At 71.8% G+C, this 25,553-nt stretch carries 23 protein-coding genes; 13 read left to right on the top strand and 10 right to left on the bottom strand.

What is annotated here, in order from left to right:
• The first annotated feature begins 225 nt into the window (after positions 1 to 225).
• From ACIRPT_RS17575 to ACIRPT_RS17535, 9 genes are all read left to right on the top strand, one after another.
• A complete protein-coding gene (locus ACIRPT_RS17575) occupies positions 226 to 1,182 on the top strand; it encodes an SPFH domain-containing protein (protein WP_403827882.1) in 957 nt (318 codons plus the stop codon).
• Positions 1,179 to 1,448, top strand: coding sequence for a hypothetical protein (locus ACIRPT_RS17570; protein ID WP_403827880.1), 270 nt, complete (start codon positions 1,179 to 1,181; stop codon positions 1,446 to 1,448). The genes ACIRPT_RS17575 and ACIRPT_RS17570 overlap by 4 nt, the downstream gene beginning before the upstream one ends.
• Before the next feature lie 82 nt (positions 1,449 to 1,530).
• Positions 1,531 to 1,998, top strand: a complete 468-nt coding sequence (locus ACIRPT_RS17565) for a hypothetical protein (protein ID WP_403827878.1) — start codon at positions 1,531 to 1,533, stop codon at positions 1,996 to 1,998.
• The gene (locus tag ACIRPT_RS17560; RefSeq protein WP_403827876.1) at positions 1,995 to 4,391 is read left to right on the top strand and encodes an FtsX-like permease family protein; all 2,397 of its coding nucleotides are present in this window, start codon (positions 1,995 to 1,997) and stop codon (positions 4,389 to 4,391) included. Before ACIRPT_RS17565 ends, ACIRPT_RS17560 begins: the two co-directional genes overlap by 4 nt.
• A gap of 107 nt (positions 4,392 to 4,498) precedes the next feature.
• Positions 4,499 to 5,023, top strand: coding sequence for a PadR family transcriptional regulator (locus ACIRPT_RS17555; RefSeq protein ID WP_403500827.1), 525 nt, complete (start codon positions 4,499 to 4,501; stop codon positions 5,021 to 5,023).
• Positions 5,020 to 5,709, top strand: coding sequence for an ABC transporter ATP-binding protein (locus ACIRPT_RS17550; RefSeq protein ID WP_403827874.1), 690 nt, complete (start codon positions 5,020 to 5,022; stop codon positions 5,707 to 5,709). Before ACIRPT_RS17555 ends, ACIRPT_RS17550 begins: the two co-directional genes overlap by 4 nt.
• 13 nt (positions 5,710 to 5,722) lie before the next feature.
• The gene (locus ACIRPT_RS17545; RefSeq protein ID WP_403827966.1) at positions 5,723 to 8,119 is read left to right on the top strand and encodes an FtsX-like permease family protein; all 2,397 of its coding nucleotides are present in this window, start codon (positions 5,723 to 5,725) and stop codon (positions 8,117 to 8,119) included.
• Between the two features lie 2 nt (positions 8,120 to 8,121).
• Positions 8,122 to 10,545 carry an FtsX-like permease family protein gene (locus ACIRPT_RS17540; RefSeq protein WP_403827872.1) on the top strand — a complete coding sequence of 808 codons (2,424 nt, stop codon included), beginning with the start codon at positions 8,122 to 8,124 and terminating at the stop codon, positions 10,543 to 10,545.
• Positions 10,546 to 10,672: 127 nt separating this feature from the next.
• Positions 10,673 to 11,269: a Uma2 family endonuclease gene (locus tag ACIRPT_RS17535; protein ID WP_403500818.1), complete on the top strand. Its 597-nt coding sequence runs from the start codon at positions 10,673 to 10,675 to the stop codon at positions 11,267 to 11,269.
• On the opposite strand, the gene ACIRPT_RS17530 is transcribed toward ACIRPT_RS17535, so the two are convergent.
• Complete coding sequence (locus ACIRPT_RS17530; protein ID WP_403500815.1) at positions 11,266 to 12,228, bottom strand: LysR substrate-binding domain-containing protein; 963 nt, start codon at positions 12,226 to 12,228, stop codon at positions 11,266 to 11,268. The two genes, ACIRPT_RS17535 and ACIRPT_RS17530, sit on opposite strands and share 4 nt — an antisense overlap.
• A 156-nt stretch (positions 12,229 to 12,384) precedes the next feature.
• Here ACIRPT_RS17530 and ACIRPT_RS17525 point away from each other — a divergent pair, with 156 nt between their 5' ends.
• Both ACIRPT_RS17525 and ACIRPT_RS17520 read left to right on the top strand, forming a co-directional pair.
• Positions 12,385 to 12,939 carry a peroxiredoxin gene (locus ACIRPT_RS17525; RefSeq protein WP_403827869.1) on the top strand — a complete coding sequence of 185 codons (555 nt, stop codon included), beginning with the start codon at positions 12,385 to 12,387 and terminating at the stop codon, positions 12,937 to 12,939.
• A 30-nt stretch (positions 12,940 to 12,969) separates the two neighbouring features.
• The gene (locus ACIRPT_RS17520) at positions 12,970 to 13,503 is read left to right on the top strand and encodes an alkyl hydroperoxide reductase (protein ID WP_403827867.1); all 534 of its coding nucleotides are present in this window, start codon (positions 12,970 to 12,972) and stop codon (positions 13,501 to 13,503) included.
• Between the two features lie 89 nt (positions 13,504 to 13,592).
• Here the strand turns inward: ACIRPT_RS17520 and ACIRPT_RS17515 are convergent, their stop codons facing one another.
• The 4 genes from ACIRPT_RS17515 to ACIRPT_RS17500 all read right to left on the bottom strand — a co-directional run bounded on the left by ACIRPT_RS17515 (position 13,593) and on the right by ACIRPT_RS17500 (position 19,546).
• Complete coding sequence (locus ACIRPT_RS17515) at positions 13,593 to 15,110, bottom strand: AI-2E family transporter (RefSeq protein WP_403827865.1); 1,518 nt, start codon at positions 15,108 to 15,110, stop codon at positions 13,593 to 13,595.
• Positions 15,111 to 15,255: 145 nt separating this feature from the next.
• The gene (locus tag ACIRPT_RS17510) at positions 15,256 to 15,951 is read right to left on the bottom strand and encodes a transglycosylase SLT domain-containing protein (protein WP_403500804.1); all 696 of its coding nucleotides are present in this window, start codon (positions 15,949 to 15,951) and stop codon (positions 15,256 to 15,258) included.
• Between the two features lie 408 nt (positions 15,952 to 16,359).
• Positions 16,360 to 17,682, bottom strand: coding sequence for a PhoH family protein (locus ACIRPT_RS17505; protein ID WP_403500802.1), 1,323 nt, complete (start codon positions 17,680 to 17,682; stop codon positions 16,360 to 16,362).
• Between the two features lie 1,066 nt (positions 17,683 to 18,748).
• Positions 18,749 to 19,546 (bottom strand): isoprenyl transferase, encoded by a 798-nt coding sequence (locus ACIRPT_RS17500; RefSeq protein WP_403500799.1) that lies wholly within the window; start codon positions 19,544 to 19,546, stop codon positions 18,749 to 18,751.
• A gap of 124 nt (positions 19,547 to 19,670) precedes the next feature.
• Here ACIRPT_RS17500 and mgrA point away from each other — a divergent pair, with 124 nt between their 5' ends.
• Positions 19,671 to 20,708, top strand: coding sequence for an L-glyceraldehyde 3-phosphate reductase (mgrA, locus tag ACIRPT_RS17495; RefSeq protein WP_403827862.1), 1,038 nt, complete (start codon positions 19,671 to 19,673; stop codon positions 20,706 to 20,708).
• 256 nt (positions 20,709 to 20,964) lie between these two features.
• Here the strand turns inward: mgrA and ACIRPT_RS17490 are convergent, their stop codons facing one another.
• Positions 20,965 to 21,702 carry a prepilin peptidase gene (locus ACIRPT_RS17490; protein ID WP_403827860.1) on the bottom strand — a complete coding sequence of 246 codons (738 nt, stop codon included), beginning with the start codon at positions 21,700 to 21,702 and terminating at the stop codon, positions 20,965 to 20,967.
• 75 nt (positions 21,703 to 21,777) lie between these two features.
• Here ACIRPT_RS17490 and ACIRPT_RS17485 point away from each other — a divergent pair, with 75 nt between their 5' ends.
• Positions 21,778 to 22,164, top strand: coding sequence for a DUF192 domain-containing protein (locus ACIRPT_RS17485; RefSeq protein WP_403827858.1), 387 nt, complete (start codon positions 21,778 to 21,780; stop codon positions 22,162 to 22,164).
• A gap of 469 nt (positions 22,165 to 22,633) precedes the next feature.
• Here the strand turns inward: ACIRPT_RS17485 and ACIRPT_RS17480 are convergent, their stop codons facing one another.
• From ACIRPT_RS17480 to ACIRPT_RS17465, 4 genes are all read right to left on the bottom strand, one after another.
• Complete coding sequence (locus ACIRPT_RS17480) at positions 22,634 to 23,275, bottom strand: OmpA family protein (RefSeq protein WP_403827856.1); 642 nt, start codon at positions 23,273 to 23,275, stop codon at positions 22,634 to 22,636.
• A gap of 8 nt (positions 23,276 to 23,283) precedes the next feature.
• Positions 23,284 to 23,871, bottom strand: coding sequence for a hypothetical protein (locus ACIRPT_RS17475; RefSeq protein ID WP_403827854.1), 588 nt, complete (start codon positions 23,869 to 23,871; stop codon positions 23,284 to 23,286).
• A 131-nt stretch (positions 23,872 to 24,002) separates the two neighbouring features.
• Positions 24,003 to 24,710 (bottom strand): pilus assembly protein TadG-related protein, encoded by a 708-nt coding sequence (locus ACIRPT_RS17470; RefSeq protein ID WP_403827852.1) that lies wholly within the window; start codon positions 24,708 to 24,710, stop codon positions 24,003 to 24,005.
• A gap of 14 nt (positions 24,711 to 24,724) precedes the next feature.
• On the bottom strand, positions 24,725 to 24,889 hold the full coding sequence (locus tag ACIRPT_RS17465) for a hypothetical protein (protein ID WP_403827850.1): 165 nt from the start codon (positions 24,887 to 24,889) through the stop codon (positions 24,725 to 24,727).
• Positions 24,890 to 25,553: the final 664 nt, after the last annotated feature.

The raw sequence follows: 25,553 nt of genomic DNA, 5'->3' as shown, positions 1-25,553 counted from the left end.
TTCAGCTGTTGAAGCTAACACCGCATCTGTCAACAGATACTCATCGATCACGGCTTTTCCCGGCGTGACAAACAGCACGGGGCGTACGGGAACCACGGAGGGGGTTTCGGCCATCGCGCTGGACCCTGGCAGGCCAGCGCGCTAAAGTGATATCACTTTGCTAGACCAGCGAAATCACCTGGTGCGGCGGACATCACGCGCCGCACCCGAGAAACGGGGACCCCTATGTCCGCTCAGTCCGACCTGTCGACGGCCGACCCGGCCATCGACGCGCCGCAGATGCCCGAACCACAGGTCCGCGAGAGTGCGGCGCACAGCATCCCGGGCGGCCTCGCCCTGCTGCTGACCGTGCTCGGGGTGGCCCTCGGCATCGCCGCCATCAGCGTCGGCGGCGCCCTCAGCTCCGGCGACAACCGATCGCTGACCGCGCCGTTCGCGATCGCCGGCGCCGTCCTCCTGGTCACCTCCTTCTTCTGCATGACCGGCGTGAAGATGGTCGCGCCCGGCGAGGCCCGGGTCATCCAGCTCTTCGGGCGGTATGTGGGCACGATCCGCACCGACGGCCTGCGCTGGGTCAACCCGCTGACCTCCGCCCGGAAGATCTCCACCCGGGTGCGCAACCACGAGACCGCCGTACTGAAGGTCAACGACGCCTACGGCAACCCGATCGAGCTCGCCGCCATCGTCGTATGGAAGGTCGAGGACACCGCCCGGGCGCTGTTCGAGGTCGATGACTTCCTGGAGTTCGTGGGCACCCAGACCGAGGCCGCCGTCCGGCACATCGCGATCGAGTACCCCTATGACGCGCACGACGAGGACGGCCTCTCGCTCCGCGGCAACGCCGAGGAGATCACCGAGAAGCTCGCGGTGGAGCTGACCGCCCGGGTGCAGGCGGCCGGCGTGCAGATCATCGAGACCCGCTTCAGCCACCTCGCCTACGCCCCCGAGATCGCCTCCGCGATGCTCCAGCGGCAGCAGGCCGGCGCGGTCGTCGCGGCCCGCCAGCAGATCGTCGAGGGCGCGGTGGGCATGGTCGAGTCGGCGCTGGCCCGGATCAATGAGCAGGGCATCGTCGAGCTGGACGAGGAGCGCAAGGCGGCCATGGTGAGCAATCTGATGGTGGTGCTGTGCGGCGACCGGGCCGCCCAGCCGGTCCTGAACACGGGCTCGCTCTACCAGTGAGCACCGAGGCCGAGGGGCCCGGCGCCGAAGGCGACCGGACCCCCGCGCGACGGCCGCAGCAGCGCAAGCAGGTGCTGCTGCGGCTCGACCCGCTGATCCATGACGCGCTCGCGCGGTGGGCGGACGACGAGCTGCGCAGCGCCAACGCGCAGATCGAGTTCCTGCTCCGCAAGGCGCTGACCGATGCGGGGCGGCTGCCGCGGGGGGCGGGCGCGATTCCGCGGCGGGGGCGGCCGCCGAAGGCGCCGCCGCCTGACGACGCCTGACGACGCCCGACGGTCGACGGTCGACCTCCTTCGGTCCCCTAGCTATACATCACGCGTATACACTTAACGTAGAGTGCATGTCATGCCCACTGCACACCCCCCGCTCGAAGCGAGCGCACTGCGCAAGGCGTACGGATCCACGCCCGCGCCGGCCGGCGCCGGCCTCTCCCGCCGCCCCGGTGAGGTGATCGCCGCCATGAGCGACGCCGAGCACAGCGCACTGCGCCGCGCGGACTTCGGCTTGGTCTTCCCATTCGGCTGGCTGGTACCGGAGTTGACGTGTGCGGCGAATGCCGCGCCGCCGCTGCGGCCGGCCGGGGTCAAGCGCGGGGAGGCGGCGGCGCGGTCGCGGGTGGTCTTCGCCGATGAGCCGACCGGCGCGCTGGACCCGCTCAACGGGGAGCGGATGCGGGGGCTGCTGACGGACGCGGCACGGGACACCGGCACCGCGGTCGTGCCGGTCACGCACGAGGCCCGGGTCGCCGCGCACTCCGGCCCCGAGGCCGTCGTACGGGACCGCGTGGCCCGGGAAGCGGCGGCGGCGGTATGAGCGGATACGACGCCGGGGGCCGCACCGGGCGGTGCGCCACCTGGGTTCGCGACCTCGCCATCGGTATCCGCTTCGCGGCCGGCGGCGGCCGGGAGGGCTGGGTCCGTACGGCCCTGACGGCCGTCGGCGTCGGGCTGGGGGTGGCGCTGCTGCTCGGCGCCACGTCCGTCCCGCACGTCCTGGACCGCTGGAAGACACGTACGGAGGCCACCACCCCGGTCGGGGCGAGCTCGACGGCGAAGCCGACCGCCCGGACGCTGCTCCTCGGTTACGCGGAGACCTCCTTCCGCGGTGCGACCGTCGGCGGTGTGCTGCTCCACCCCGACGGGCCCGCCGCACCCCGGCCGCCGGGCGTTGCCGCGCTGCCCCGGCCGGGCGAGATGGTGGTCTCCCCCGCCCTGAAGGAACTGCTGGGCTCGGCGGAGGGAAGGCTGCTGCGGGAGCGGCTGCCGTACCGGACCGTCGGCACGATCGGCGAGCCGGGGCTGGCCGGGCCCGGTGAGCTGGCGTACTACGCGGGCAGCGCCTCCCTCACCGCCGGCGACAACGCCTTTCGCGTCACCGGCTTCGGCCAGGGGGCCGAGGGTGCCGAGGAGCGGCCCATGGACCCCAGGCTCGTCCTCCTGGTCGTCGTGGCGTGCGTGGTGCTGCTGATGCCGGTGGCGATCTTCATCGCCACGGCGGTGCGCTTCGGCGGGGAGCGGCGCGACCGGAGGCTGGCGGCGCTGCGGCTGGTCGGCGCGGATGTCCGGATGACCCACCGGATGGCCGCCGGGGAGGCGCTGTTCGGCTCGGTGTGCGGGCTGGTGGTGGGCGGTGCGCTGTTCCTGGCCGCACGGCCGCTGGCCGGGCGGGTCACCTTGTGGGGCGTCAATGCGTTTCCGGGTGATGTGACGCCGGTCCGGGGGCCTGCGCTGCTGGTGCTGGTGACCGTGCCGGTGCTGTCGGTGGCGGTCACTCTGGTCGCCCTGCGCCGGGTGACCATCGAGCCGCTGGGCGTCGTACGCGACTTTGCGGGACGCCGGCGCCGGCTGTGGTGGCGGCTGCCGCTGCCGGCCGCGGGGGCGGCGCTGATGCTGCTCAGCGGGGGGCAGCGGGCCGACGGCGCGGTGCTGCACACGGACCGGATCGCGGGCGGTGCGGTGCTGTTCCTCGTCGGGATCACCGTGCTGCTGCCGTGGCTGGTCGAGGCGGTCGTCGGGCGCTTCAAGGGCGGGCCGGTGGCCTGGCAGCTGGCCACCCGACGCCTGCAGTTGAGCAGCGGCGCGGCCGCCCGGGCGGTCAGTGGCATCACCGTGGCGGTCGCCGGGGCCATCGCGCTCCAGGTGTTCTTCGCCGCCGTCCAGAGCGACTTCATGAAGGTGACGGGGCAGGACTCGGGCCGGGCTCAGCTGGACGTCGAACTGCCCGCAGGGGACGCCGCCGCGACCGGGAAGATGATCGCGCGGTTCCGCGCGACCGAGGGGGTGCGCGGGGTGATCGCCGGCGTCAACGGCTCCGTCTCCGCCCGGCCCGTCCCCGGGCGCAACAGCGAGGAGCCCCTCCCGGCCGGCGAGGTCACCGTCGGCGACTGCGCCACCCTGCGGGAGCTGGCGCGCATCGGGCCCTGCACGGAGGGCGATGTGTTCGTGGTCAGGGACGGCGGCGTGGTGCACGACCGGTACCTCTCGGCGCTGGCGAAGATCGCGCGGCCCGGCGCCCGGGTGCTCCTCAACCGCGAACCGGGATCCGACGCGATGCCCGCGAAGCCGCGGTGGTGGACCGTCCCGGAGTCGGCCCGGGTGGTCCCCTCCCGCCCGGACCCCATGGGCACGACGCACTTCGGCATCTTCGCCACCGCCCGCGCCCTGGACCCCGCCGCCCTGGCCGACCCGCACGCCTACGCCATGATCCGCATCGATGCGCGCGTTCCCGACGCCGAGGAATACGTCCGCAACACCGCGGCCCGGATCGATCCCGCGCTGCGCGTCCGCTCCCTGCAGGACGTCGCCCCCGACAGGCAGTTCGCGGACGTGCGCACCGGCCTGCTGATCGCTTCCGCCGCGACCCTGGCACTGATCGCCGCGAGCATGCTGGTCACCACGCTGGAGCAGCTGCGCGAGCGGCGGCGGCCGCTGTCGGTCCTGGTGGCGTTCGGGACCCGGCGGGGCACGCTGGGCTGGTCGGTGCTGTGGGGGGCGGCCGTCCCGGTGGGGCTGGGGCTCGCGCTGTCCGTGGCGGGCGGCACCGGGCTGGGTCTGGTGCTGCTGAGGATGGTGGGCAAGAGCGGTTTCGTGTGGTCGGCGGTCTGGCCGCCGACCGCCGCCGGGGCCGCGCTGGTCCTGGTGGTCACGCTGCTCAGCCTGCCGCCGCTGTGGCGGCTGATGCGGCCGGACGGGCTGCGTACGGAGTGAGGGCGGCGCCCCGGCCGGCTCCCCGGGACCGGCGTCCCACCGGCCCCGGGGCCGCTATGAAGCCCGCGTATACACGAGCGATACACCCACAACGTAAGGTGGTCGGCATGTCAATCGGTCATACGCTGCTGGGCCTTCTGGAGTCCGGCCCCCGCCATGGCTACGACCTCAAGCGGGCCTTCGACGAGCACTTCGGGCAGGACCGGCCGCTGCACTACGGCCAGGTCTACTCCACGATGTCCCGGCTGCTGAAGAACGGCCTGGTCGAGGTGGACGCCGTGGAGGCCGGCGCGGGACCGGAACGCAAGCGGTACGCGATCACGGACGCCGGCGTCACGGACGTCGCCCAGTGGCTCGCCCGCCCCGAGAAGCCCGAGCCCTACCTCCAGTCCACGCTCTACACCAAGATCGTGCTGGCACTGCTGACCGACCGCAACGCCGCCGAGCTGCTGGACACCCAGCGCGCCGAGCATCTGCGGCTGATGCGCGGACTGACCGAGCGCAAGCGCGGCGGCGACCTCGCCGACCAGCTGATCTGCGATCACGCGCTGTTCCACCTGGAGGCCGATCTGCGCTGGCTGGAGCTGACCGCCGCCCGGCTGGACCGGCTGGCAGAGACGGTCAGGGCATGACGCCCGAGGGATCCCTGCTCTCGGCCGAGGGACTGCACAAGGCGTACGGGGCGACGCCCGCGCTGGACGGCGCCGACTTCTCCATCCACCCCGGCGAGGTGGTCGCCGTCATGGGCCCCTCCGGCTCCGGCAAGTCCACGCTGCTGCACTGCCTCGCCGGAATCATCGGCCCGGACTCCGGCAGCGTCCGCTACGGCCCGCACGACCTGACCCGCCTCAGCGACGCCCAGCGCAGCGCCCTGCGCCGCTCCGACTTCGGCTTCGTCTTCCAATTCGGCCAGCTGGTACCGGAGTTGACCGCGCTGGAGAACGTCGCGCTGCCGCTGCGGCTGAACGGCACCAAACGCAAGGAGGCCGAACGGCAGGCGCGGGAGTGGCTGGAACGGCTCGAGGTCGAGGCCGTACAGGGTCAGCGGCCCGGTGAGCTCTCCGGCGGCCAGAGCCAGCGGATCGCGGTCGCCCGCGCCCTCGCCACCCGCCCGCGCGTGATCTTCGCCGACGAGCCCACCGGCGCCCTGGACTCCCTCAACGGCGAACGGGTGCTGACCCTGCTGACCGACGCCGCCCGCGACACCAGCGCCGCGGTCGTGCTGGTCACCCACGAGTCCCGGGTCGCCGCCTACTCCGACCGCGAGATCGTCGTCCGCGACGGCAAGGTGAAGGACATGCTGGCGGGCTTGCGATGAGCCGTCCGTGCCGATGAGCTCATCGGGCGGAGCCCGCACCGGCCCCCCGGTCCGGGCCCGGGGCCCGGCCGTGCACGAGTGGGCCCGGGACCTGGCGATGGGGATGCGGTTCGCGGCCGGCGGCGGGCGCGAGGGCTGGATCCGTACCGCCCTGACGGCGCTCGGCGTCGCCCTCGGCGTGGCCGTCCTGCTGCTCGGGGCGTCCGTACCGTCCCTGACGGCCGCCTGGCACGGCCGGGAGAAGGCGCGCGAGAACCTCGGCCAGGAGCACCCGCCGAAGGCCGCCGACAACACCACGCTCTACACCTCGGCGGACACCGTCTTCCACGGCACGCAGATCCGCGGCCGCCTGGTACGCCCCGACGGCGCGCATCCCCCCGTACCGCCGGGCATCCGCCGCCTCCCCGGGCCCGGCCGGATGATCGTCTCGCCCGCCCTCAAGGAGCTGCTGGACTCCCCCGGCGGCGCGCTGCTGCGCGAGCGGCTGCCGTACTCCGTGGCCGGTGTCATCGGGGACGAGGGCCTGCTCGGCCCGCAGGAACTCACCTATGTCGCCCGGCCCGTCGCCCTGCGCGAGAGCGCCGGCTACCGCATCGACCACTTCGGCAAGGCCTGGGATTCGCCGCCGATGCGGGCGCCCGTCGTCCTGCTCGTGATCATGACGTGTGTGGCGCTGATGATGCCGGTGATGGTCCTCATCGGCACGTCCCTGCGGTTCGGCAACGAACGCCGCGAGCAGCGGCTGGCCGCGCTCCGCCTGATCGGTGCCGACGTCCGCACCACCCGCCGGATCGCCTCCGGCGAGGCGCTGTTCGGCTCGCTGCTGGGGCTGGCCGGGGGCGCCGTGCTGTTCCTGGGCGGCCGGCAGTTCGCGTCGCCGATCACCCTGTGGGACGTCAACGTCTTCCCCGCGGACGTGGCGCCGGGCACGCTCGCCGCCGCGGCCGTCGCCGTCCTCGTCCCGACGGCCGCGGTGCTGGTGACGCTGATCGCGCAGCGCGGCATCACCGTCGAACCGCTCGGCATCGTCCGCAGGCGCCCGCCGCTGCGCCGCCGGCTGCTGTGGCGGCTGGCGCTGCCCGCTCTGGGCACCGTGCTGCTGCTGCCGCTGTCGTGGTCGGGGCCCTGGACCGACACCGGCCTCAACACCCTGCGTCTCGCGGCCGGTTCGATGCTGCTGCTGTTCGGGGTGACGGCGCTGCTGCCCTGGCTGGTCGACGCGGTCGTCGGGCGGCTGCGCGGCGGGCCGGTGCCCTGGCAGCTGGCCGTCCGGCGCCTCCAGCTGAGCAGCGGCCCGGCCACCCGCGCGGTCAGCGGCATCACCGTCGCGGTGGCAGGCGCCATCGCGGTCCATATGCTCATGACCGGGATGCAGGCCGGTTACGCCGCCGCGTACGCCAAGTCCGGCAAGCTCCCGCGGGTCGGCTACTGGGCCGAGGCGGGGGACTGGCCGCACGCCCGGCGGGCGCTCGGCGCGCTGCGGGCCACGCCCGGGGTGAGCGCCGTGCGCGGCGTCATCGACGCGCCGGTCGACCGGCTGCCCCGGCAGGGTGAGGGCGCCGCCGGGGGCGCGAACGTGGGCATCGGCAGCTGCGCCGAGCTGCGACGGCTGGCCCGCCTGCCCTCCTGCCGCGACGGCGATGTCTTCGTGACGGACGCGCGGAGCGGGAAGGCCGGCCGGCCGCCGCTCGCGCCCGGAGCGGCCCTCGACCTCGCTCCGCCGGTCGCCGACGGCACCCCGGCGCCGGCCCCGCGCCCCTGGAAGATCCCCGCGACGGCCCGCACCGCCCGCCTCGCCTCCCCCGGCGACGGCCCCGGCCCCTTCCCCGCCCCGTACGACGTGCTGGCCACGCCCGCCGCGCTCGACCCGGCCCGGCTCCCGGCCCCCCTCATGGAGATCCAGGTCGACTTCGACCGCGGCACCCCGGACGCCCTCGAGCGCATCCGCAACACCGCGGCCCGCTTCGACCCGACCCTGCGCGAGTACTCCTTCCTGGACAACCCCCATGACCAGCAGCTCTCCAGCGTCCGCAGCGCCATCTTCATCGGCTCCGTCATCACGCTGCTGCTGATCGGCGCGGGCCTGGTCATCTCCACCGTCGAGCAGCTCCACGAACGCCGCCGGCTGCTGTCCGCCCTCGACGCCCACGGCATCCGCCGCACCACCCTGGGCTGGTCGGTTCTGTGGGGGACCGCCCTCCCGGTCGTCCTGGGGCTGGGCCTCGCGCTCGGCTGCGGGCTCGCGCTGGGGACGCTGCTGCTCACCATGATCGACAGCTCGGTGACCGTGGACTGGCTGGTGGTCGCCGGGATGGCCGGCATCGGCGCCGGCGTGATCCTCTTCGTCACGCTGCTCAGCCTGCCGCCGCTGTGGCGGATGATGCGGCCTGACGGACTGCGAACGGAGTGAGCGTGCCGACACCGACGCCGATACCCGGGCCGGCACCGATACCGCCCGCGACACCGGCCCGGGGCCGGGCGCCGCGGGCCGTCCGGTGGTGCCGCGATCTGGCGATGGGCGCCCGGTTCGCCGTGACCGGCGGCCGCAAGGGCTTCATCCGTACGGCCCTGACGGCGCTCGGCGTCGGACTGGGCGTGGCCGTCCTGCTGCTCGCGGCCGCCATCCCCAACGCCATGAACGCCGCCATGGCCCGCGACGGCGCCCGCTCCACGGTGCCCGCCGCCGCGGGATCGGGCCCCACGGACCGCACCCTGCTGATCACCAGGGTGAGCAGCGGCTACCGCGATACGCCGGTCCGCGGCCGGGCCGTACGGGCGGAGGGCCCGCACGCTCCCGTTCCGCCGGGTCTGTCGCGGATTCCCCGCCCCGGCGAGATGGCCGTCTCCCCTGCCCTCGCCGACCTGCTGGCCTCCCCCGAGGGCGCGCTCCTCAAGGACCGCTTCCCGCATCTGCGGATCACCGGCCGGATCGGCGACGCGGGCCTGACCCACCCCGGCGAACTCTTCTTCTGGGCGGGCACCGACGCGCTGCGCGGCCCCGGCGAGGACATCGAGCGGATCACCGGCTTCGGGGCGCGGAACAACGGGTTCGACGCCGGCCCGCTGATCGTCCTGGCCATCGTCGTGGGCTGCGTCGCCCTGCTCACGCCGGTCGCCGTCTTCATCGCGACCGCGGTGCGGTTCGGCGGGGAGCGCCGCGACGGGCGGCTGGCCGCCCTCCGCCTCGTCGGCGCCGACCGGGCCACCACCCGCCGGATCGCCGCCGGCGAGGCGCTGGCCGGCGCCCTGCTCGGCCTGCTCGCCGGCGCCGCGCTCTTCCTCGCCGCGCGCCTCCCGCTCTCCACCCTCACCCTCGCCGACCTCGGCGTCTTCCCCTCCGACGTCATACCGAACGCCGTGCTGACGGCCTTTGTCGCCCTGGCCGTCCCGTGCTGCGCGGTCGGCGTCACGCTCCTCACCATGCGGCGGGTCACCGTCGAACCGCTGGGCGTGACCCGTACGGCTCCGCCGCTGCGCCGCAGGCTGTGGTGGCGGCCGCTGCTGCCGGCCGCCGGGGTCGCGCTCCTGCTGCCGCAGGCGATCGGGGGGCTCTCCGCCGGCGACGCCGCCACCATCCAGACCATCGTCGGCACCTCCCTCCTGCTGCTGGGCGTCGCGGCGCTGCTGCCCTGGCTGCTGGATGCCGCGGTGGCCCGGCTGGGCCGCTCCGGACGGGGCAGCCAGGCCTGGCAACTCGCCGTACGGAGACTGGAGTTGACCGGCACCACCGCCGCCCGCTCGGTCAGCGGGATCACCGTGGCGGTGGCCGGCGCCATCGCCGTACAGCTGCTGCTGACCGGCGTCGGCATCCAGGACGCGCCGGAACTCCTCCGGACCCGGTGGACCACCGTCCAGGCCCGCGACGGCGCCGTGCCCGCCGCCCGCGCCGCCGCCATGCACGCCCGGCTGTCCGCGGCCGACGGCGTGCGCGCCACCCACGGCCTGATCACGTCGTACGCGGGCCCGGCGCGCGGTCCGCACGCCCCCGCCGCGCCGGACGCCGACCCCGAGCCCTACCCCCTGACCGTCGCCGACTGCGCCACCCTCCGCGAACTGGCCCGGATCGCCTCCTGCTCCGACGGCGACGCCTTCCTCGTCAAGGACGGCGCATACGAGATCCCGCACCCGGGGCAGCGGCTGGCCCTCGACCCGGTCGGCAGCCAGACCGCACACCGCCGCCCCGCCGTCTGGACGGTCCCGGCCACCGCCCGCCATGTCGCCGGCCGCCGCTCCGCCCCGCCCTGGCTCACCGGCCCCGGACTGCTCGCCACGCCCGGCGCCCTGGACGCCACCCTGCTGCGCCGTCCCGCCGTCAGCACCCTGCTGCGCCTCGACCCGGACCGCCCCGACGCCATCGACCACGTACGCAACGCCGCCGCCCGGATCGACCTCCGCATCGACGTGGTGCCCGGCGACTACGGCAACACGGATGACGACGACGTCCTGAGCCTCACCCGCGGCAGCCTGACCGCCGGCGCCGTCGCCGTCCTCCTCCTGATCGGCTGCGGCCTGCTGCTGACCACCCTGGAACAACTCCACGACCGCGCCCGCCTCCTGTCCCACCTCGACGCGCTCGGCACCCCCCGTGCCGTCCTCGGCCGCTCCGTCCTGTGGCAGACCGCCCTCCCCGTCGCCCTCGGCCTCGCCCTGGCCCTCACCTGCGGCCTCTCCCTGGGCACCCTCCTCGTCCACATGGCGGGCCGCACCCTGCAACCCGAGTGGCCCGCCATCCTCACCCTCACCGGCACGGCCGCCACCGTCATCCTGGGCGTCACCGCCCTTTCCCTGCCGTTCCTTTGGCGGCTGATGCGGCCGGAGGGCCTGCGCACGGAGTGACGGGGAGCCGCCCCGATCGACTGCGGCCGGCGCCCACCATCTCGAACGGGTGAACGTGGTCTTACAAGACGTATGGGGGTGCCTCTGCCTACGATGATGGCCTCGATACGAGCCACTAGGAGGCGCCATGTCTGCCGCAGCGGTCGAGCACCCCTGTGAGAGCGAGCGCACGCTGCTCCAGGAAGCGGATCTGATCGCCGAGAAGCTTCCCGGCTACCGCATCGAGATCATTGGGGAATCAATCACCGTGACACCGCCGCCCGATCTCCCCCACTCCGTAGCACTGACCAACCTCACGTTCGCGTTGGCGGCGGCCCACGGCCCGGAAACACAGGTGGCCCAGGGCGCGGGCGTCTGGCTCCCCGATGGCCCCTATGACTACGCCGTCCCCGACCTCGCCATCGTGGACGCCGACTTCCGCGATCACCTCATCGAGCACAACTGCTACGACCCGGCGATCTTCCGCATGGCCCTGGAGGTCACGTCTTCCAATTTCAACAACGACCTCAAGTCGAAGGTCGCCGCCTACGCCATCGCCAAGATCCCTGTCTACGTCATCATCGACCGCAAGAAGGACCGCATCCACGTCCTGACCGACCCGTTCGCCAACGAGTACCGCAATCACCAGATCCACGCGCCGGGGCAGCGGGTCGCCCTCCCCGACTCCATCGGTGCCGAGATCACCCTCGACGCCGAGGCCATCCTTGCGGCGGGCCGCCCCTAACCGCCCTCCACCACCCGCACCGGCAGCAACCGCATCGCCTCCCGCAACGCCCCCGCGAACTCCTCGAATTCCGCCTGGCGGGCCGTGCCCGTACGCATGGCGACGGCGATGCGGCGCGACGGCTGGGGATCGGCGAAATGGCCGGTCGTCAGCAGATCATTACGAGCCGTCTCCACGCGCAGCGCCGTACGCGGCAGCAGCGTCACCCCGAGGCCGCCGGCCACGAGCTGGACCAGCGTCGACAGTCCGGCCGCGCTCGTCGTCACCGGGGCGCCCTCCTCCCGGCCCGCCTCGCGGCAGATGTCGAGGGCCTGATCGCGCAGGCAGTGACCCTCGTCCAGCAGCAGGAGATCGAGTTCCCTCAGCGCCTGCCGGGGAATGTCGGCGCGGCCGCCCAGCCAGTGCTCCTTGGGGGCGACCAGGACGAAGTCCTCGTCGAAGAGGGGGAGTTCGGTGATCTGCGGGACGCCGAGGGGGACGGCGAGGAGCAGCAGGTCGAGGCGGCCCTGAGTGAGGCCTTCGATCAGGGAGGCGGTCTGTTCCTCGTGCACCTGGAGGTCGAGGTCCGGGTACGAGCCGTGGGTGAGCCGCAGGACCGTCGGCAGGAGGTACGGCGCGACGGTCGGGATGACGCCGAGGCGCAGGACGCCGGTGAAGGGGGCGCGGGCCGCCTCCGCCTCCTCCATCAGATCGCCGACCGCCTCCAGGACCGTACGGGCGCGCGCGGCCACCCGCTCCCCCGCGGGCGAGAGCAGCACCTTGCGGGTCGTACGCTCCAGAAGCTGTACGCCGAGCGCCTCCTCCAGCGCGGAGACCGCACCGGACAGCGCGGGCTGGCTCATGCCGATCTCGGCGGCCGCCTCGCGGAAGTGCAGATGCTCGGCCACCGCCGCGAACGCCCGCAGCTGGGCCAGGCTGGGCTGGCGGGGCCGGCCGCCGCCGCTCACTGGTGAAGCCACTGATAACCACCTCCGATCAACATCAACCAGTCTAGCTATTTCCCTGATCAATGGCTGCTGTGGCACTGTGTGAACCGTCCAAGCCCCAAGGAAAGCCACTCAAACCCCCAAAAGGGGCAATTCTGTTGGCTTTTCCCCCCGCTGCAAGGAGAGCGCGTGCTCACTGTCGGTGACAAGTTCCCCGAGTTCGACCTGACCGCCTGCGTCTCGCTCGAGTCCGGCCAGGAATTCGAGCAGATCAACCACAAGACCTACGAGGGCAAGTGGAAGATCGTCTTCGCGTGGCCCAAGGACTTCACCTTCGTGTGCCCCACCGAGATCGCCGCGTTCGGCAAGCTGAACGAGGAGTTCGCCGACCGCGACGCGCAGATCCTCGGCTTCTCCGGTGACTCCGAGTTCGTGCACCACGCCTGGCGCAAGGACCACCCGGACCTGACCGACCTGCCCTTCCCGATGCTCGCGGACTCCAAGCACGAGCTCATGCGTGACCTGGGCATCGAGGGCGAGGACGGCTTCGCGCAGCGCGCCGTCTTCATCGTCGACCAGAACAACGAGATCCAGTTCACGATGGTGACCGCCGGCTCCGTCGGCCGTAACCCCAAGGAGGTCCTGCGGGTTCTGGACGCCCTGCAGACCGACGAGCTGTGCCCCTGCAACTGGTCCAAGGGCGAGGACACCCTCGACCCGGTCGCGCTCCTCTCCGGCGAGTGAACTGACCTCTGAACGGAAGGCTGATCCGACATGGCTCTCGATGAGCTCAAGTCCGCGGTACCGGACTACGCCAAGGACCTGAAGCTGAACCTCGGTTCGGTGATCGGCAACAGCGACCTGCCGCAGCAGCAGCTGTGGGGCACGGTGCTGGCCTGCGCGATCGCCTCGCGGTCGCCGAAGGTGCTGCGTGAGCTGGAGCCCGAGGCGAAGGCGAACCTCTCCGCCGAGGCGTACAAGGCGGCCAAGTCCGCCGCCGCCATCATGGCGATGAACAACGTCTTCTACCGCACCCGGCACCTGCTGTCGGACCCGGAGTACGGCAACCTCCGTGCCGGTCTGCGGATGAACGTCATCGGCAACCCGGGCGTGGAGAAGGTCGACTTCGAGCTGTGGTCGCTGGCCGTCTCGGCCATCAACGGCTGCGGTCTGTGCCTGGACTCGCACGAGCAGGTGCTCCGCAAGGCGGGCGTGGACCGCGAGACGATCCTCGAGGCCGTCAAGATCGCCTCCGTCCTGCAGGCCGTGGCCGCCACGCTGGACGCCGAGGCCACGCTGGCGGAGTAACTCCCCGGCACCCGCAGAACGCAGGAACCCCGCAGATTCGTCTGCGGGGTTCCTGCGTTCTGCGGGGTTCATGCGGGGCGGGCGCCGCCCTACCCGCCGGCCTCCGCGCGGCTGCCGGCCTCCGGACGTCGCTCCGTGGACGCCGCCCCGAGCGCGGTGGCGCCGTGCGGTCCCGGCATCATCCGCAGCGCCTGCTCCTTGGAGTACGAGCGGAGATAGCCGACGACCGTGTTGGTGACCGCCACCAGGGGGACGGCGACGACCGCCCCGCCGATGCCCGCGATCAGGCTGCCGGAGGCGACCGAGAGGATCACGGCGAGGGGATGGACCCGTACCGCGCGGCCCAGGATGAACGGCTGCAGGACATGGCCCTCGATCTGATTGACGGCCAGGACGATCGCCAGCACCATCAGGGCCGCGAAGACGCCCTGGGTGACCAGCGCGACCACACAGGCCAGGGCGCCCGAGACCACCGCGCCCACCAGGGGGATGAACGCGAAGAGGAAGATGAAGACCGCGAGGGGGACGGCCAGCGGTACGTCGAGGACCCACAGCCCGATGCCGATGAAGATGGCGTCGATCAGGGCGACGATGACCGTGCCGCGGACGTAGGCGGTCAGCGTCCGCCAGGCCCGCGGCCCCGCGCCCGCCACGCCCTCACGGGCCGCGCCCGGTACGAGCTTGAGCACCCAGGTCCAGATGCGGCGGCCGTCGTAGAGCAGGAACAGCGTGGTGAACATCGCCAGCAGGATGCCGGTGAACACCTCGAGGATGACGGTGACGCCCTCCAGCCCGGCCGAGGTGATCGCTTCGGTGTTGGCGCCGATCGCGTCCTGCAGGTTCTTGGCGATGTGGTTGATCTGACTCTCGGTCACATGGAACGGGCTCTTCAGCAGCCAGCCCTTGAGTTCGGTGATGCCCTCCTGGATACGGCTGGAGACCGAGTCGACGTTGTCCTGGACCTGCCAGACCACAAACCAGCCGACCAGGCCCATGACAACGAAGCCGCCGATGAACGTCAGCGCGGTCGCCAGCCCGCGGGCCAGCCCGCGATGGCGCAGCCAGGCCACGGTGGGCTGCAGCAGCGCGGTGATCAGCATGGCCGCGATGAAGGACAGCACCACCAGCTCGATGGTGGTGATGACCCGGGCCAGCACCCACAGCGTCCCGGCCAGCACCAGAAGCCGCCAGCCGACCTCGGCGGCGACCCGTACGCCCCACGGCACCGCCGCGACGGGATCCGGGCGGGCCGCGACGGCGGGCGCGTAGGAGGGCGGCGCGGGGACGGAGTCGGGCGGCGGGGCGGCGGGGGACGGCTCGCCCTGCGCGGCCGCCCGCGGGACACCGTCGACGGCCGCCGGGGCGTCCGGCAGGGCGGTACGGGTGGCGGTGAGCGGTCCGGCCGAGCCATCCGCGGCCATCGCGGCGGCCGGTGCGTAGGAGGGCCGCGCGGGGACGCCGTCGGGCGCGTACTCGGCACGCCTCAGTTCTTCCGGGTCGCCGTTCTCCGCCGCGGCCTCCGCCCGGCGGCGCTGCTCCTCGAGCCGCTGCGCGAGCCGCGTCAGACCGGTGCCGAGGCCGCCGACCCACTGAGGCAATCTGGACATGTTGCTTCCTCTTCCCCTCCCCTGCGCCACACCTGACGGCACGACGTTACCTGTGCCGGATGCGCGAAACCCCCGACGCTGACGCAGTCGGGGGTTTCGCAAGTACTGGGCGCCGCCGGTATGACCCGATGGCTGCCGGTACGGCCTAGTACCAGCTGTTGGCCTGCCAGAACGACCAGGCGCCGCAGGGGCTGCCGTAGCGGTCGTTCATGTAGTTCAGGCCCCACTTGATCTGGGTTGCCGGGTTGGTCTGCCAGTCGGAACCGGCCGACGACATCTTCGAGCCCGGCAGGGCCTGGACCAGTCCGTATGCACCGGAGGAGGCGTTGGTGGCGCGGTAGTTCCAGCCGGACTCGTGGTCCACTATGTTGCTGAAGCACTGGAACTGGTCGCCGGCCATCATGCCGCGCGCGAGGGACTGGGTCTCGGCGATGGTGTACGAGCTCTTGCCGAGAAGGTCGCTGACGTCGCGCTCTGCGGAGCGGGACGCGGCCAGCTCCTTCTTCTTGCGCGCGTCGGCTTCCTTCTTCGCCTTGGCCTCGTCCGCCGCGTCCTTCTTGGACTGCGCGGTCTCCGCGGCTGCCTTACGGGCGGCTTCCTGCGCCGACTTCAGGGATGCCGCGTCCGCCTGGGTGGATGCGTCGTCCGCCTGCTGCGTCAGGGAAGCCGTCTGCACCTGGGCCTGTGCGCCCGCGGGGATGTCAGCGATCGTCGCATCGGCAGCGGTGGCCTCGGCGTTGACCGAGGCGGGCTGCCCTGCGGCGACGCCGACGACGGCGCCGACGGTGGTGACCGCGGTGGCGGATGCCACGGCGAATCCCCGGACCGAGATCCGGCTCACACGTTTTCCTTCCAGCATCGTCCGCATAGGTGACCTCGCGGACGCAATCGTGCCCCTGGCGCTGGTCTCCCCTTGTTCCGGACCCAGTTGAGCGGGCGGGACCGGCTGGTCACGGGAGGCACTGGCCCGGTACGTCCCCCTCGGGGGTCCGCGTGGTGCTCGGGCGGCATACGGCGACTCGCTATGAAGTTCGGTTGTTCCGCACCTCTGAGGATGCTGGTGGTGCCGTATGCGGGGCCTGACAGGACCCAGACTCTGCCCGAACCCGCCGCCGCGAATCAATTCCCGGCCGGGTGTGAAAGCTCACACCTCGTTTACGCCCCAGTATTTTCGGATATCCCCGCGCACACGCGCGCCGCCCGGCTAAGCTCCTTCGCTTCGCCGGGCGGCGCGGTGGTTCACAACGGGTCAGATCCTGCCGTCCTCCAGCATTTCGGTCACCAGTGCGGCGATCGGCGACCGCTCGGAGCGGTTGAGGGTGACGTGCGCGAAGAGCGGATGCCCCTTCAGCTTCTCGACGACCGCGACCACGCCGTCGTACCGCCCGACCCGCAGATTGTCCCGTTGTGCGACGTCATGCGTCAGGACGACGCGGGAGTTGGCGCCGATACGGGACAGAACCGTCAAAAGGACGTTCCGCTCCAGCGACTGGGCCTCGTCGACGATGACGAACGCGTCGTGCAGCGACCGCCCGCGGATGTGCGTGAGCGGCAGCACCTCCAACATGCCGCGCCCCACCACCTCTTCGATGACCTCTTTACTGGTCACCGCGGACAGCGTGTCGAAGACGGCCTGCGCCCAGGGGCTCATCTTCTCGGCCTCGCTGCCCGGCAGGTATCCCAGCTCCTGCCCGCCGACGGCATACAGCGGCCGGAAGACCATCACCTTGCGGTGCTGCTGGCGCTCCAGCACGGCCTCCAGGCCCGCGCACAGCGCCAGCGCCGACTTGCCCGTACCGGCCCGGCCGCCCATCGAGACGATGCCGACCTCCGGGTCCAGCAGCAGATCCAGCGCGATCCGCTGCTCGGCGCTGCGGCCGTGGATCCCGAACGCCTCCCGGTCGCCGCGCACCAGCCGGACCCCGCCGTCCGCGGTGACCCGGCCGAGCGCCCTGCCGCGCTCGGACTGGAGGACCAGTCCGGTATGCACCGGAAATTCCTCCGCGCCCGGTACGTCGGCGAACTCGGCGGCGAACAGATCGTCCACCTGGTCAGCGGAGATGGCCAGTTCGGCCATGCCCGTCCAGCCGGAGTCGGTGATCGCCAGCTCGGCGCGGTACTCCTCGGCCAGCAGCCCCACCGAGGACGCCTTGATGCGCAGCGGCAGGTCCTTGGAGACGACCGTGACGTCATAGCCCTCGGCCTGCAGATTGCGGGCCACCGCGAGGATCCGGGAGTCGTTGTCACCGAGACGGAAGCCGGCGGGCAGGATGCCGGGGTCGGAGTGGTTCAGCTCGACCCGGAGGCTGCCGCCGAGCCCGCCGATGGGGATGGGGGCGTCCAGCCTCCCGTACTGGACCCGGTACTCGTCCAGCAGACGGAGGGCCTGCCGTGCGAAGTAGCCGAGCTCGGGGTGGTGCCTCTTGGCCTCCAACTCCGTGACGACGACGACCGGAAGGACGACTTCGTGCTCCTCGAAGCGGGACATGGCGCCTGGATCCGCCAAAAGGACACTGGTGTCGAGAACGTAGGTGCGCCGGCCGTTCTCACGGCGCTTGTTGCTGTTCACCACGGGTGGACGAACCCCCTCGGATGAGGTTGGGGTGCGACGGCGTCGCGGGGGACAGGACCGGCTTCAGGCCACGTTGCACGGGCCGAACGCCGGCCCTTCGCGTCGTCCGTGCGGTCCGCACGATCGTCCGTGATGTGCAAAGGGCCTCCCGGGCGGACGACCCCATGCCGTCCGCTGAGATACGGCGCCCGATGTCTTGTTCCGGACGCCGACCTGCAAGGGATATTCCCTCGATGACCCGCCCCCATGCCACGGCATATGACACACGCTTGATGAACCTTTGGTTACGGCCTCCGGAGCCCGGCGGCGCCACGGCTCGCCGCCCGGGGCGGCGCCGGGCGGCGTTCCCGCCGGGGGATGCCGGGGTGCATCCGGGTGCGCCGGGATGCGTCTCGTCAGGTGGCGCCGGGGTGCATCGGGCCGCACCGAGATGCGTCTCGTCGGGCGGCGCGGGCGATTTCTCGCCGGGGTGGCGCCCAACCGGGTGGTGCCGAGCGGCGTCTCGCCGGGTGACCCCCAGCCGGGTGGCGCCGGGCGACGTCTCGCCGGGTGATGACCCCCCAGTCGGGTGGCGCCGGGCGGCGTCTCGTCGCGCGAAGCCGGCGGCTTCCCGCAGGGGTGCCCCCCAACCGGGTGGCGCCGGGCGGCATCTCGCCGGGTGGAGCGGGCGATGTCTCGCAGGGTGGCACCCAGTCGGGTGGCGCCGGGCGGCATCTCGCCGGGTGGAGCGGGCGATGTCTCGCAGGGTGGCACCCAGTCGGGTGGCGCCGGGCTGCATCGGGATGCGTCTCGCCGGGCGGCAGCGGGCTTCACCGGGGGCGCACCGGGCCGCGTTACGCCGCGTCTCACCGGGCCGCGCCGGGCTTCAGCGGGCTGCGCCTCGCCGCGCGTCCCCCGGGCCCGGAGCCCGGGAAGGGCGAACCCGGCAGCCCGAGGACGGCCGGCCCGGGAGATCGGGGACGGCGAGCCCGGGAGCCTGACGGGCCCGGGAATACCCCTCCCGCCCCGCCTCGTTATGGCCCGCAGGGGGCGCTCCCATCCCCTACGGGATGCGTTCGACCGTCCCCTAGAAGCCGTAACGGCGGTGCCGGGCCGCGTAGTCGCGCAGCGCGCGCAGGAAGTCGACCTTGCGGAAGGCCGGCCAGAAGACCTCGCAGAAGTAGTACTCCGAATGGGCGCTCTGCCAGAGCATGAAGCCCGACAGCCGCTGCTCGCCGCTGGTGCGGATCACCAGGTCCGGGTCGGGCTGGCCACGGGTGTAGAGGTGCTCGGAGATCAGGTCGATGTCGACGATCTCGGCGAGCTCCTCGAATGAGGTGCCGCGCTCGGCGTGGTCCAGCAGCAGCGAGCGCACCGCGTCGGCGATCTCCTGGCGGCCGCCGTAGCCGATCGCGACGTTCACCAGGATGCCCTTGTTCTCGAGCGTGGCCTGTTCGGACTCCTTGAGTACCCGCTGCGTCGCCTCGGGCAGCAGATCGCGGTTGCCGACGTGGTGGACCCGCCAGCGGCCGTCGGCGGCCAGGCCGCGCACGGTGTTCTCGATGATGCCCAGCAGCGGGGTCAGCTCGTCCTCGGGCCGGTCGAGGTTGTCCGTCGACAGCAGCCAGAGCGTGACGACCTCCACATCGGTCTCCGCGCACCATCCCAGCAGCTCGCTGATCTTGGCCGCGCCCGCCTGGTGGCCCTGCTCGGTGGTCCGCCCGTCGGCCCGCGCCCAGCGGCGGTTGCCGTCCAGGATGACGCCGATGTGCTTGGGCACCTGGTCGTGGTCCAGGCGGCCCTCCACCCGCCGCGCGTACAGCCGGTAGACCAGATTGCGCAGTGCGGGCGGATAAGGGATGCGCACCCCGGAAGATCGCGTCATATGTGGTCCAGCCCCTCCGTGCCGAAATGGCCATCGCCCCGTCGCCTCAAGGGGGCAACTTTACTTCTCGGGTGTGTCGACGGCCCAATCAGGTGTGTCACAAGTACGTGATAGGGAGATGAGCATGACTGGCACATCTGACTACCGCGCCGTGGATTCGCGCTACGACTCCATGCAGTACCGGCGCACCGGCCGCAGCGGTCTGAAACTCCCCGCCATCTCCCTCGGACTGTGGCACAACTTCGGTGACGACCGCACCCTGGCCTCCCAGCGGGCGATCCTGCGCCGGGCCTTCGACCTGGGCATCACCCACTTCGACCTGGCCAACAACTACGGCCCGCCGCCCGGGTCCGCCGAGCTGAACTTCGGCAAGATCTTCGCGCAGGACTTCCGGCCCTACCGCGACGAGATGATTCTCTCCACGAAGGCCGGATATCTGATGCACCCCGGGCCGTACGGTGAATGGGGTTCGCGGAAATACCTCCTCTCGTCATTGGATGCGTCACTGAAGCGGATGGGCGTCGATTACGTCGATATCTTCTACTCGCACCGCTTCGACCCCCACACCCCGCTCGAGGAGACCATGGGCGCGCTGGCGTCCGCGGTCCACCAGGGCAAGGCGCTGTACGCGGGCGTGTCCTCGTACAACGCCGAGCAGACCCGTGAGGCGGCCGGCCTTCTGCGCCAGATGGGCGTCCCGGCGCTGATCCACCAGCCCTCGTACTCGATGATCAACCGCTGGACCGAGGACGACGCCCTGCTGGACACCCTCGAGGCCGAGGGCATGGGCTGCATCTCCTTCGCGCCGCTGGCACAGGGCATGCTCACCGACAAATACCTGCACGGCATCCCCGAGGGCTCGCGGGCCTCCCAGGGCAAGTCCCTGGATCCGGATCTGCTGTCCGAGGACGTCGTGGGGCGCCTGCGCGGCCTCCACGACATCGCCGCCCGGCGCGGCCAGTCGCTGGCGCAGCTCGCCCTGCGCTGGGTGCTGCGCGACGAGCGGATGACCTCCGCGCTGATCGGCGCCAGCAGCGTCGCCCAGCTGGAGGCCAATGTCGCGGCGCTCGACGGCCCCGAGCTGACGGATACGGAACTGGCCGAGATCGAGCGGTTCGCGACGTCGACGGAGGGCGTGAACATCTGGGCGAGGCGGGGCTAGCCCCGTACGTCGCGGGGGGGGGCGGGGCAGGGGCCGCAGTGGGTTGCGGTTGGTGGTGCGTCCGGAAAGCCGGGCGGCCCGCCCCGGGGCAACAAAAAGCGGGCCGGTCCGTGGGGGGGGTTACGGACCGGCCCGAGGGGGGGTTTCCACCATAACCCCGGAGGAGGCGTGATGCGTGCACCGCGTTCTTTCGCGGCGCGCCGCGCCCCACCGGCGGCGGAGCCCGCCGGGCCGCGCGGACCGGGGCGGGCGGCCCTCAGCCCCGGGCCGCGGCCCCCAGGAGCAGCCCGCCGAATGCCCCAATGATCATGAATGGCCCGAATGGCATGACCTTCGGGCCACCCCTCCTGACCAGCATCACCGCCGCTCCGTAGGCGGCGCCGATCAGCACTCCTGCCGCGCCGCCGGTGACGACGGTGCGCCAGCCGTACCACCCAAGGGCGATGCCCAGCGCGAACGCCAGCTTGACGTCACCCAGGCCGATGCCCCCCGGATTGACGGCGAACAACAGGAGATAGAACACACCCAGCGCCAGCCCGCCCAGCAGCGCCCGCCGCCACGCCCCGGTCTCCCCCGTCATCGCGCCGACGAGCCCCAGCGCCCCGGCCGCCACGACCGCGAGCGGCAGCGTCAGCACGTCCGGGAGGCGCCGCACCTGGCGGTCGACGGCCACCAGCAGCACCGCGACCGGCGCCATCGCCAGCCAGACGGCGAGCTCGGGCCGCGCTCCGGTGGCCGCCGCGAGCGCCGCGCAGACCAGCGCGGTGCCCCCCGCCGACGGCAGCGCCCCCGGCCCGTACACCCCGCACCCCGGCTCCGGACACCGTCCCCTGCCCAGCCATCCCCGCGCCGCCCCCGCGATCACATGCCCGCCGGGACAGGCCGCCCGCCACTCCTCCTCGGGCTCGACGGCCATCCGATGAACGGGCCGAGGTATCAGCAGCCCGGCCGCGGCCCCGTAGGCGGCGGCGAGAACCATCAGCAGCACCGACATGCGTCGACCCTAGACGTGACCGCGCGCGGGGCTCGCCCTTACCCGTCTCTCACGACGGCTGATAGAACGACGGGCATGGCACGTTGGCAGAACGGCACCGGACTGCTCCACAGCGCGGACGCCGGCACCGGAACCGAGCTCGGCACCGGCATCCCGCTGGAGATCGCGACGTCCTACCGGGCCCGCGCCCGCGGCCTGTTGGGCCGCGACGGGATCGAGGGGGCGCTGCTGCTGTCCCCGGCGAGCGGGGTGCACACCTTCCGGATGCGGTTCGCCATCGATGTCGCCTACCTGAGCCGGGACTTGACCGTACTGGCCGTACGCACCATGTCCCCCGGCCGGCTGGGCCGCCCGCGCCTGCGCGCCCGGCACGTCGTGGAGGCGGAGGCGGGGGCGATGGCGAAGTGGGGAGTGCGGGCGGGCCTTCGCCTCACGGTGGAGCCGGACGGCCCGGCCGGCTGACCACGCCGCACGGCCGGCAAAGAACCCGCGGTGCGGGACGGTTGGTCCCGGACCGCGGGTCCCGACGTACGGAGATGACCGATCCAGGCCCGCACTGCCACCTGTTCCGCGCCTTGCCTTCGTGCACTGCATTTCATTGGTGATGCGTTGAGCTCAAGTGCACGCAGGCTGCTCGCGACGACCTGAATTTCCTGACGAGCCCATACCTGTTGAGCGAAACGCGACTCGACGTATGTGCAGTTCGGGGGTGCGTGGGCCGGTTTGGCGATTTCTCGGCCGCGGCGGCGGAGAAGTGGGGGACAGGCGCAACTCAGTGCAGAGCGATGACATATCTGAATCTTTTTAGCCGTCAACTTTCCGACGGAATACTCTAGTTTGCTGGAGATGCGGCAGCTTGCCCTGCCTGCCGAATTACGTGATCTCGGCAGGCGGAAAGGACGGCGATCAGCGGCCGCTCATGCCTCGTACCTCACGACCCGGTGCGCGGGAAGCTGACCTCGACCCGGCGGTTCTTCTTGCGGCCCGCCTCGGTGGCGTTGTCGGCGATCGGGTACTGCTCGCCGTAGCCCCGGATCTCGAACGACACCGATGAGCCGAGGTCGTTGGCCAGTTCGCGCTGGACGGCGTTGGCCCGCTGCTTGGACAGCGTCAGGCCGTGGGTCGCCGAACCGAGGTTGTCGGTGAAGCCGAAGACCCGTAGGCGGGATGCGTTCTGCTTCTTGACCTCGGTGGCGATGGTGTCGATGCGGGAGAGCGCGTCGGGGGAGAGTTTGGCGCTGTCCTTGCCGAAGAGGACCTCGGCCTGGAGCGAGAAGGTCACGTTGTCGTTGGTGTCCTGGCGGCGCTCGGAGCCGTCGTCGGTCTCCACGATGGACTTGATGTTGAGGACCTTGGAGGGGGCGAGCTTGGCGCCCTGGACCATGCGGAGGTCGGGGTCGTTGGGGTCGATCTTGACCGGGGGGTCGGAGTTCTCGGTGATGCCGGGCGGGTCGGCCTGGGCCACCGGCACGGACAGCGCCGCGGTCAGCAGCAGCGCCAGGCATGCGGTGATGGCCGTGCGCGTGGCGTAGGCGGTCCGCGAACGTCGGGTCGCTGGGGGCGTCTCGGTCATGGGCCGGCTCAATCCGTGATCTCGACGCTGGCCGGCGGCAAGGTCGGCAAATTGAAATCGACCTCGGTCACCTTGGCCGGCGGCGCCGGGAACTGCGCGAAAATCGGGCTGCTGGCGCCCGGCCGCAGTCCGCTCAAGCCCGTCGTACACAGGCATTCGTTATTGGTGTCACGCAGCACCAAGTACCTCTTTTTCCCGGCCTTGTCGACGAGCGTGGCACCGGAGAGGGAAGAACGGGACTGCATCTCGGTCTCGTTGGAACGCCAGTCGATGGCGTTGAAGACGCGAGTGCCGCCGTTGGTCACCGTACCGCTGACCGTGACGAAGCCTCCGGAGTCGCGCACGACGGAGTGCAGCCTGACGATGACCCCGTCCGGCCCCTTCATCTCGGCGATCACCGCGTCGGATTCCGCCGCCGGAGTGCCGCGGCCGCTGTCCTTCGGGGCGGTGGTGCTCCTGGCCGACGGCTTCTTGCCCCCCATGGTCCGGGATCCGCCGTTGTCACCACCGCAGCCGGCGACAACGAGCGCCAGGCCGACAGCGCTCACCATGGCGACCGCTCGCCTGGCGGCCTTCGTGGTGCGCCGAGTGCTCATGGGTCCGATTCCTTTGATCGTCGAGTGAGTCGATTGACCGGGGTCGGGGGCGGATGCAGGGGATCAGGGAATAGTGGGGGTATCGAGATAGGGAGGTATGGGGATAAAAAGGCATAGGGAATACGGGGCGGTCAGTGCGCCAGGCGTACGGCGAACAGGTCGGAAGCGTCGGGGAAATCCTGGGGCTTGTCCCGGTCCAGCGTCCAGTTCTTACCTTCGCAGGTGAGTTCACGGGGCGGCGGATCGTCATCCTGTCCCTTTCCGCCTTTTTCACCCTTCCCGTTCCTTCCTCCCTCGCTCTCTTTGCCGGCGTCACCGCTCTTGTCCTCATCCGGCGGGGCGGGAGCCAGCGAACACCGCGGTACGACGACGGCCTTGGCGTTGGCCGTCGCGTGCTTGCTCTCGGTCCCGGGGATGACCGAATCACCCACCGTGTTGCGGGTCTTGATCGTGACGGCGAACGAGGTGGGCCAGGAGTCCGGGGTGCACATGGAGACCTCGGCGTCGTTCTGCTCCGCGAACCAGCCCGCGTTCCGGCAGGCGGCACCCGAAGGGATTCCGCGTCCGTTCAACAGGTCTTCCCAGGCCGTTTGGTCACCCTCGGCGCTTCCGTCGCCGATCGCGGCCAGGAAGCCCTTGCTCAGCTGCTCGCGGTACTTCTGGCCCGCGGCCACCGCGGCCGCGTCGGCGGCCGTTTGCGCGCCGGTACGGGTGGCCGCCGCCTGGCCGACGGCGAAGAGCGCGAACGCGAGAAAGAGCAGGCCCCCGACTGCCACGATGTACAGCGGAGCGGCCTGCCCGGCGTCGCGCCGTCGGCGGCGCGCGATGCTACCCGTCACGGCATGATCGTCGGTCAGATGCCGACCACGTCGGAAATCTTGTCCGAGATGGCGTGCGCGATCTGGCTGCCGAAGTCCGTGGTCGACAGTACGAGCACGATCGCCACGACCACCGCGATGATGCCCAGGTATTCGATCGAGGTCTGTCCCCGGTCGTTCCCCAAAAACCGCTTCGCCATCGTCTTCCCCTCCATGGGCGGCCGGCCCGCTCTGGTCCGGCTGGTCTGCCCCCGTGGTGCCGGCGCGCCGGTGCGCGCTCAGGACACGTGCAAAGTACGCCGGAACAGGGTTCCCGGAATAGGGAATCCGAACCCCTTCCTTCGTGAGGAAGATGAACGGGCGATGCAACGGCGCGTTTCGGCCAGTCAACCGCACCTCGGCCACCCCCGCTCCCCCTCCGGGATCATCCGGCACTCCGACACCTTGTGGACCGGCCGGCCCGCTCGTACCAGGGTGCGAGGGAGGCCGCCAGGACACCACTGTGGCACAACTCGTTGCTCCTGCGAAGATGTTGGCGGGAAGCGGGCCGCGTATCGGCCTCATCCGGCCGCCTGCGGCGTCGGGTGGGCGAGGGGGTGCGACGGGTGCGGGGCGTTGTGGTTGCGGGCCGGGTCGGGGCGTATCGCGGCCAGGCCCCGGTCGCCTCGGAGGGCAGTGACGGCACGGCTCGGAGCGGGATGGTGAGGGCGGTGGCGGGGGCGGCGGCGGCTTGGGCGGGCGGCTGCGGCGGGGGTCCGGACGCGGAGTGCGGTGGGCTGCGGCGGGGCCGTCAGGGCGCTGGTGAGGGAGGCTTCGGCGGCGATGTGCATCCGCAAGGATGCGGCAGGACGGGAGGCCTGTGGC

The organism is Streptomyces sp. NPDC101227 (assembly GCF_044767545.1).
Taxonomy (GTDB): Bacteria; Actinomycetota; Actinomycetes; order Streptomycetales; family Streptomycetaceae; genus Streptomyces.
Note: the sequence above shows the minus strand (reverse complement) of the source record. Positions and strands in the feature narration are given on the sequence as shown.

Coding starts and splice junctions, on each gene's coding strand:
- ACIRPT_RS17575 (WP_403827882.1), top strand. CDS start 226: ATGTCCGCTCAGTCCGACCTGTCGACGGCCGACCCGGCCATCGACGCG.
- ACIRPT_RS17565 (WP_403827878.1), top strand. CDS start 1,531: ATGCCCACTGCACACCCCCCGCTCGAAGCGAGCGCACTGCGCAAGGCG.
- ACIRPT_RS17560 (WP_403827876.1), top strand. CDS start 1,995: ATGAGCGGATACGACGCCGGGGGCCGCACCGGGCGGTGCGCCACCTGG.
- ACIRPT_RS17555 (WP_403500827.1), top strand. CDS start 4,499: ATGTCAATCGGTCATACGCTGCTGGGCCTTCTGGAGTCCGGCCCCCGC.
- ACIRPT_RS17550 (WP_403827874.1), top strand. CDS start 5,020: ATGACGCCCGAGGGATCCCTGCTCTCGGCCGAGGGACTGCACAAGGCG.
- ACIRPT_RS17545 (WP_403827966.1), top strand. CDS start 5,723: ATGAGCTCATCGGGCGGAGCCCGCACCGGCCCCCCGGTCCGGGCCCGG.
- ACIRPT_RS17535 (WP_403500818.1), top strand. CDS start 10,673: ATGTCTGCCGCAGCGGTCGAGCACCCCTGTGAGAGCGAGCGCACGCTG.
- ACIRPT_RS17520 (WP_403827867.1), top strand. CDS start 12,970: ATGGCTCTCGATGAGCTCAAGTCCGCGGTACCGGACTACGCCAAGGAC.
- ACIRPT_RS17515 (WP_403827865.1), bottom strand. CDS start 15,110: ATGTCCAGATTGCCTCAGTGGGTCGGCGGCCTCGGCACCGGTCTGACG.
- ACIRPT_RS17500 (WP_403500799.1), bottom strand. CDS start 19,546: ATGACGCGATCTTCCGGGGTGCGCATCCCTTATCCGCCCGCACTGCGC.
- mgrA (WP_403827862.1), top strand. CDS start 19,671: ATGACTGGCACATCTGACTACCGCGCCGTGGATTCGCGCTACGACTCC.
- ACIRPT_RS17490 (WP_403827860.1), bottom strand. CDS start 21,702: ATGTCGGTGCTGCTGATGGTTCTCGCCGCCGCCTACGGGGCCGCGGCC.
- ACIRPT_RS17485 (WP_403827858.1), top strand. CDS start 21,778: ATGGCACGTTGGCAGAACGGCACCGGACTGCTCCACAGCGCGGACGCC.
- ACIRPT_RS17480 (WP_403827856.1), bottom strand. CDS start 23,275: ATGACCGAGACGCCCCCAGCGACCCGACGTTCGCGGACCGCCTACGCC.
- ACIRPT_RS17475 (WP_403827854.1), bottom strand. CDS start 23,871: ATGAGCACTCGGCGCACCACGAAGGCCGCCAGGCGAGCGGTCGCCATG.
- ACIRPT_RS17465 (WP_403827850.1), bottom strand. CDS start 24,889: ATGGCGAAGCGGTTTTTGGGGAACGACCGGGGACAGACCTCGATCGAA.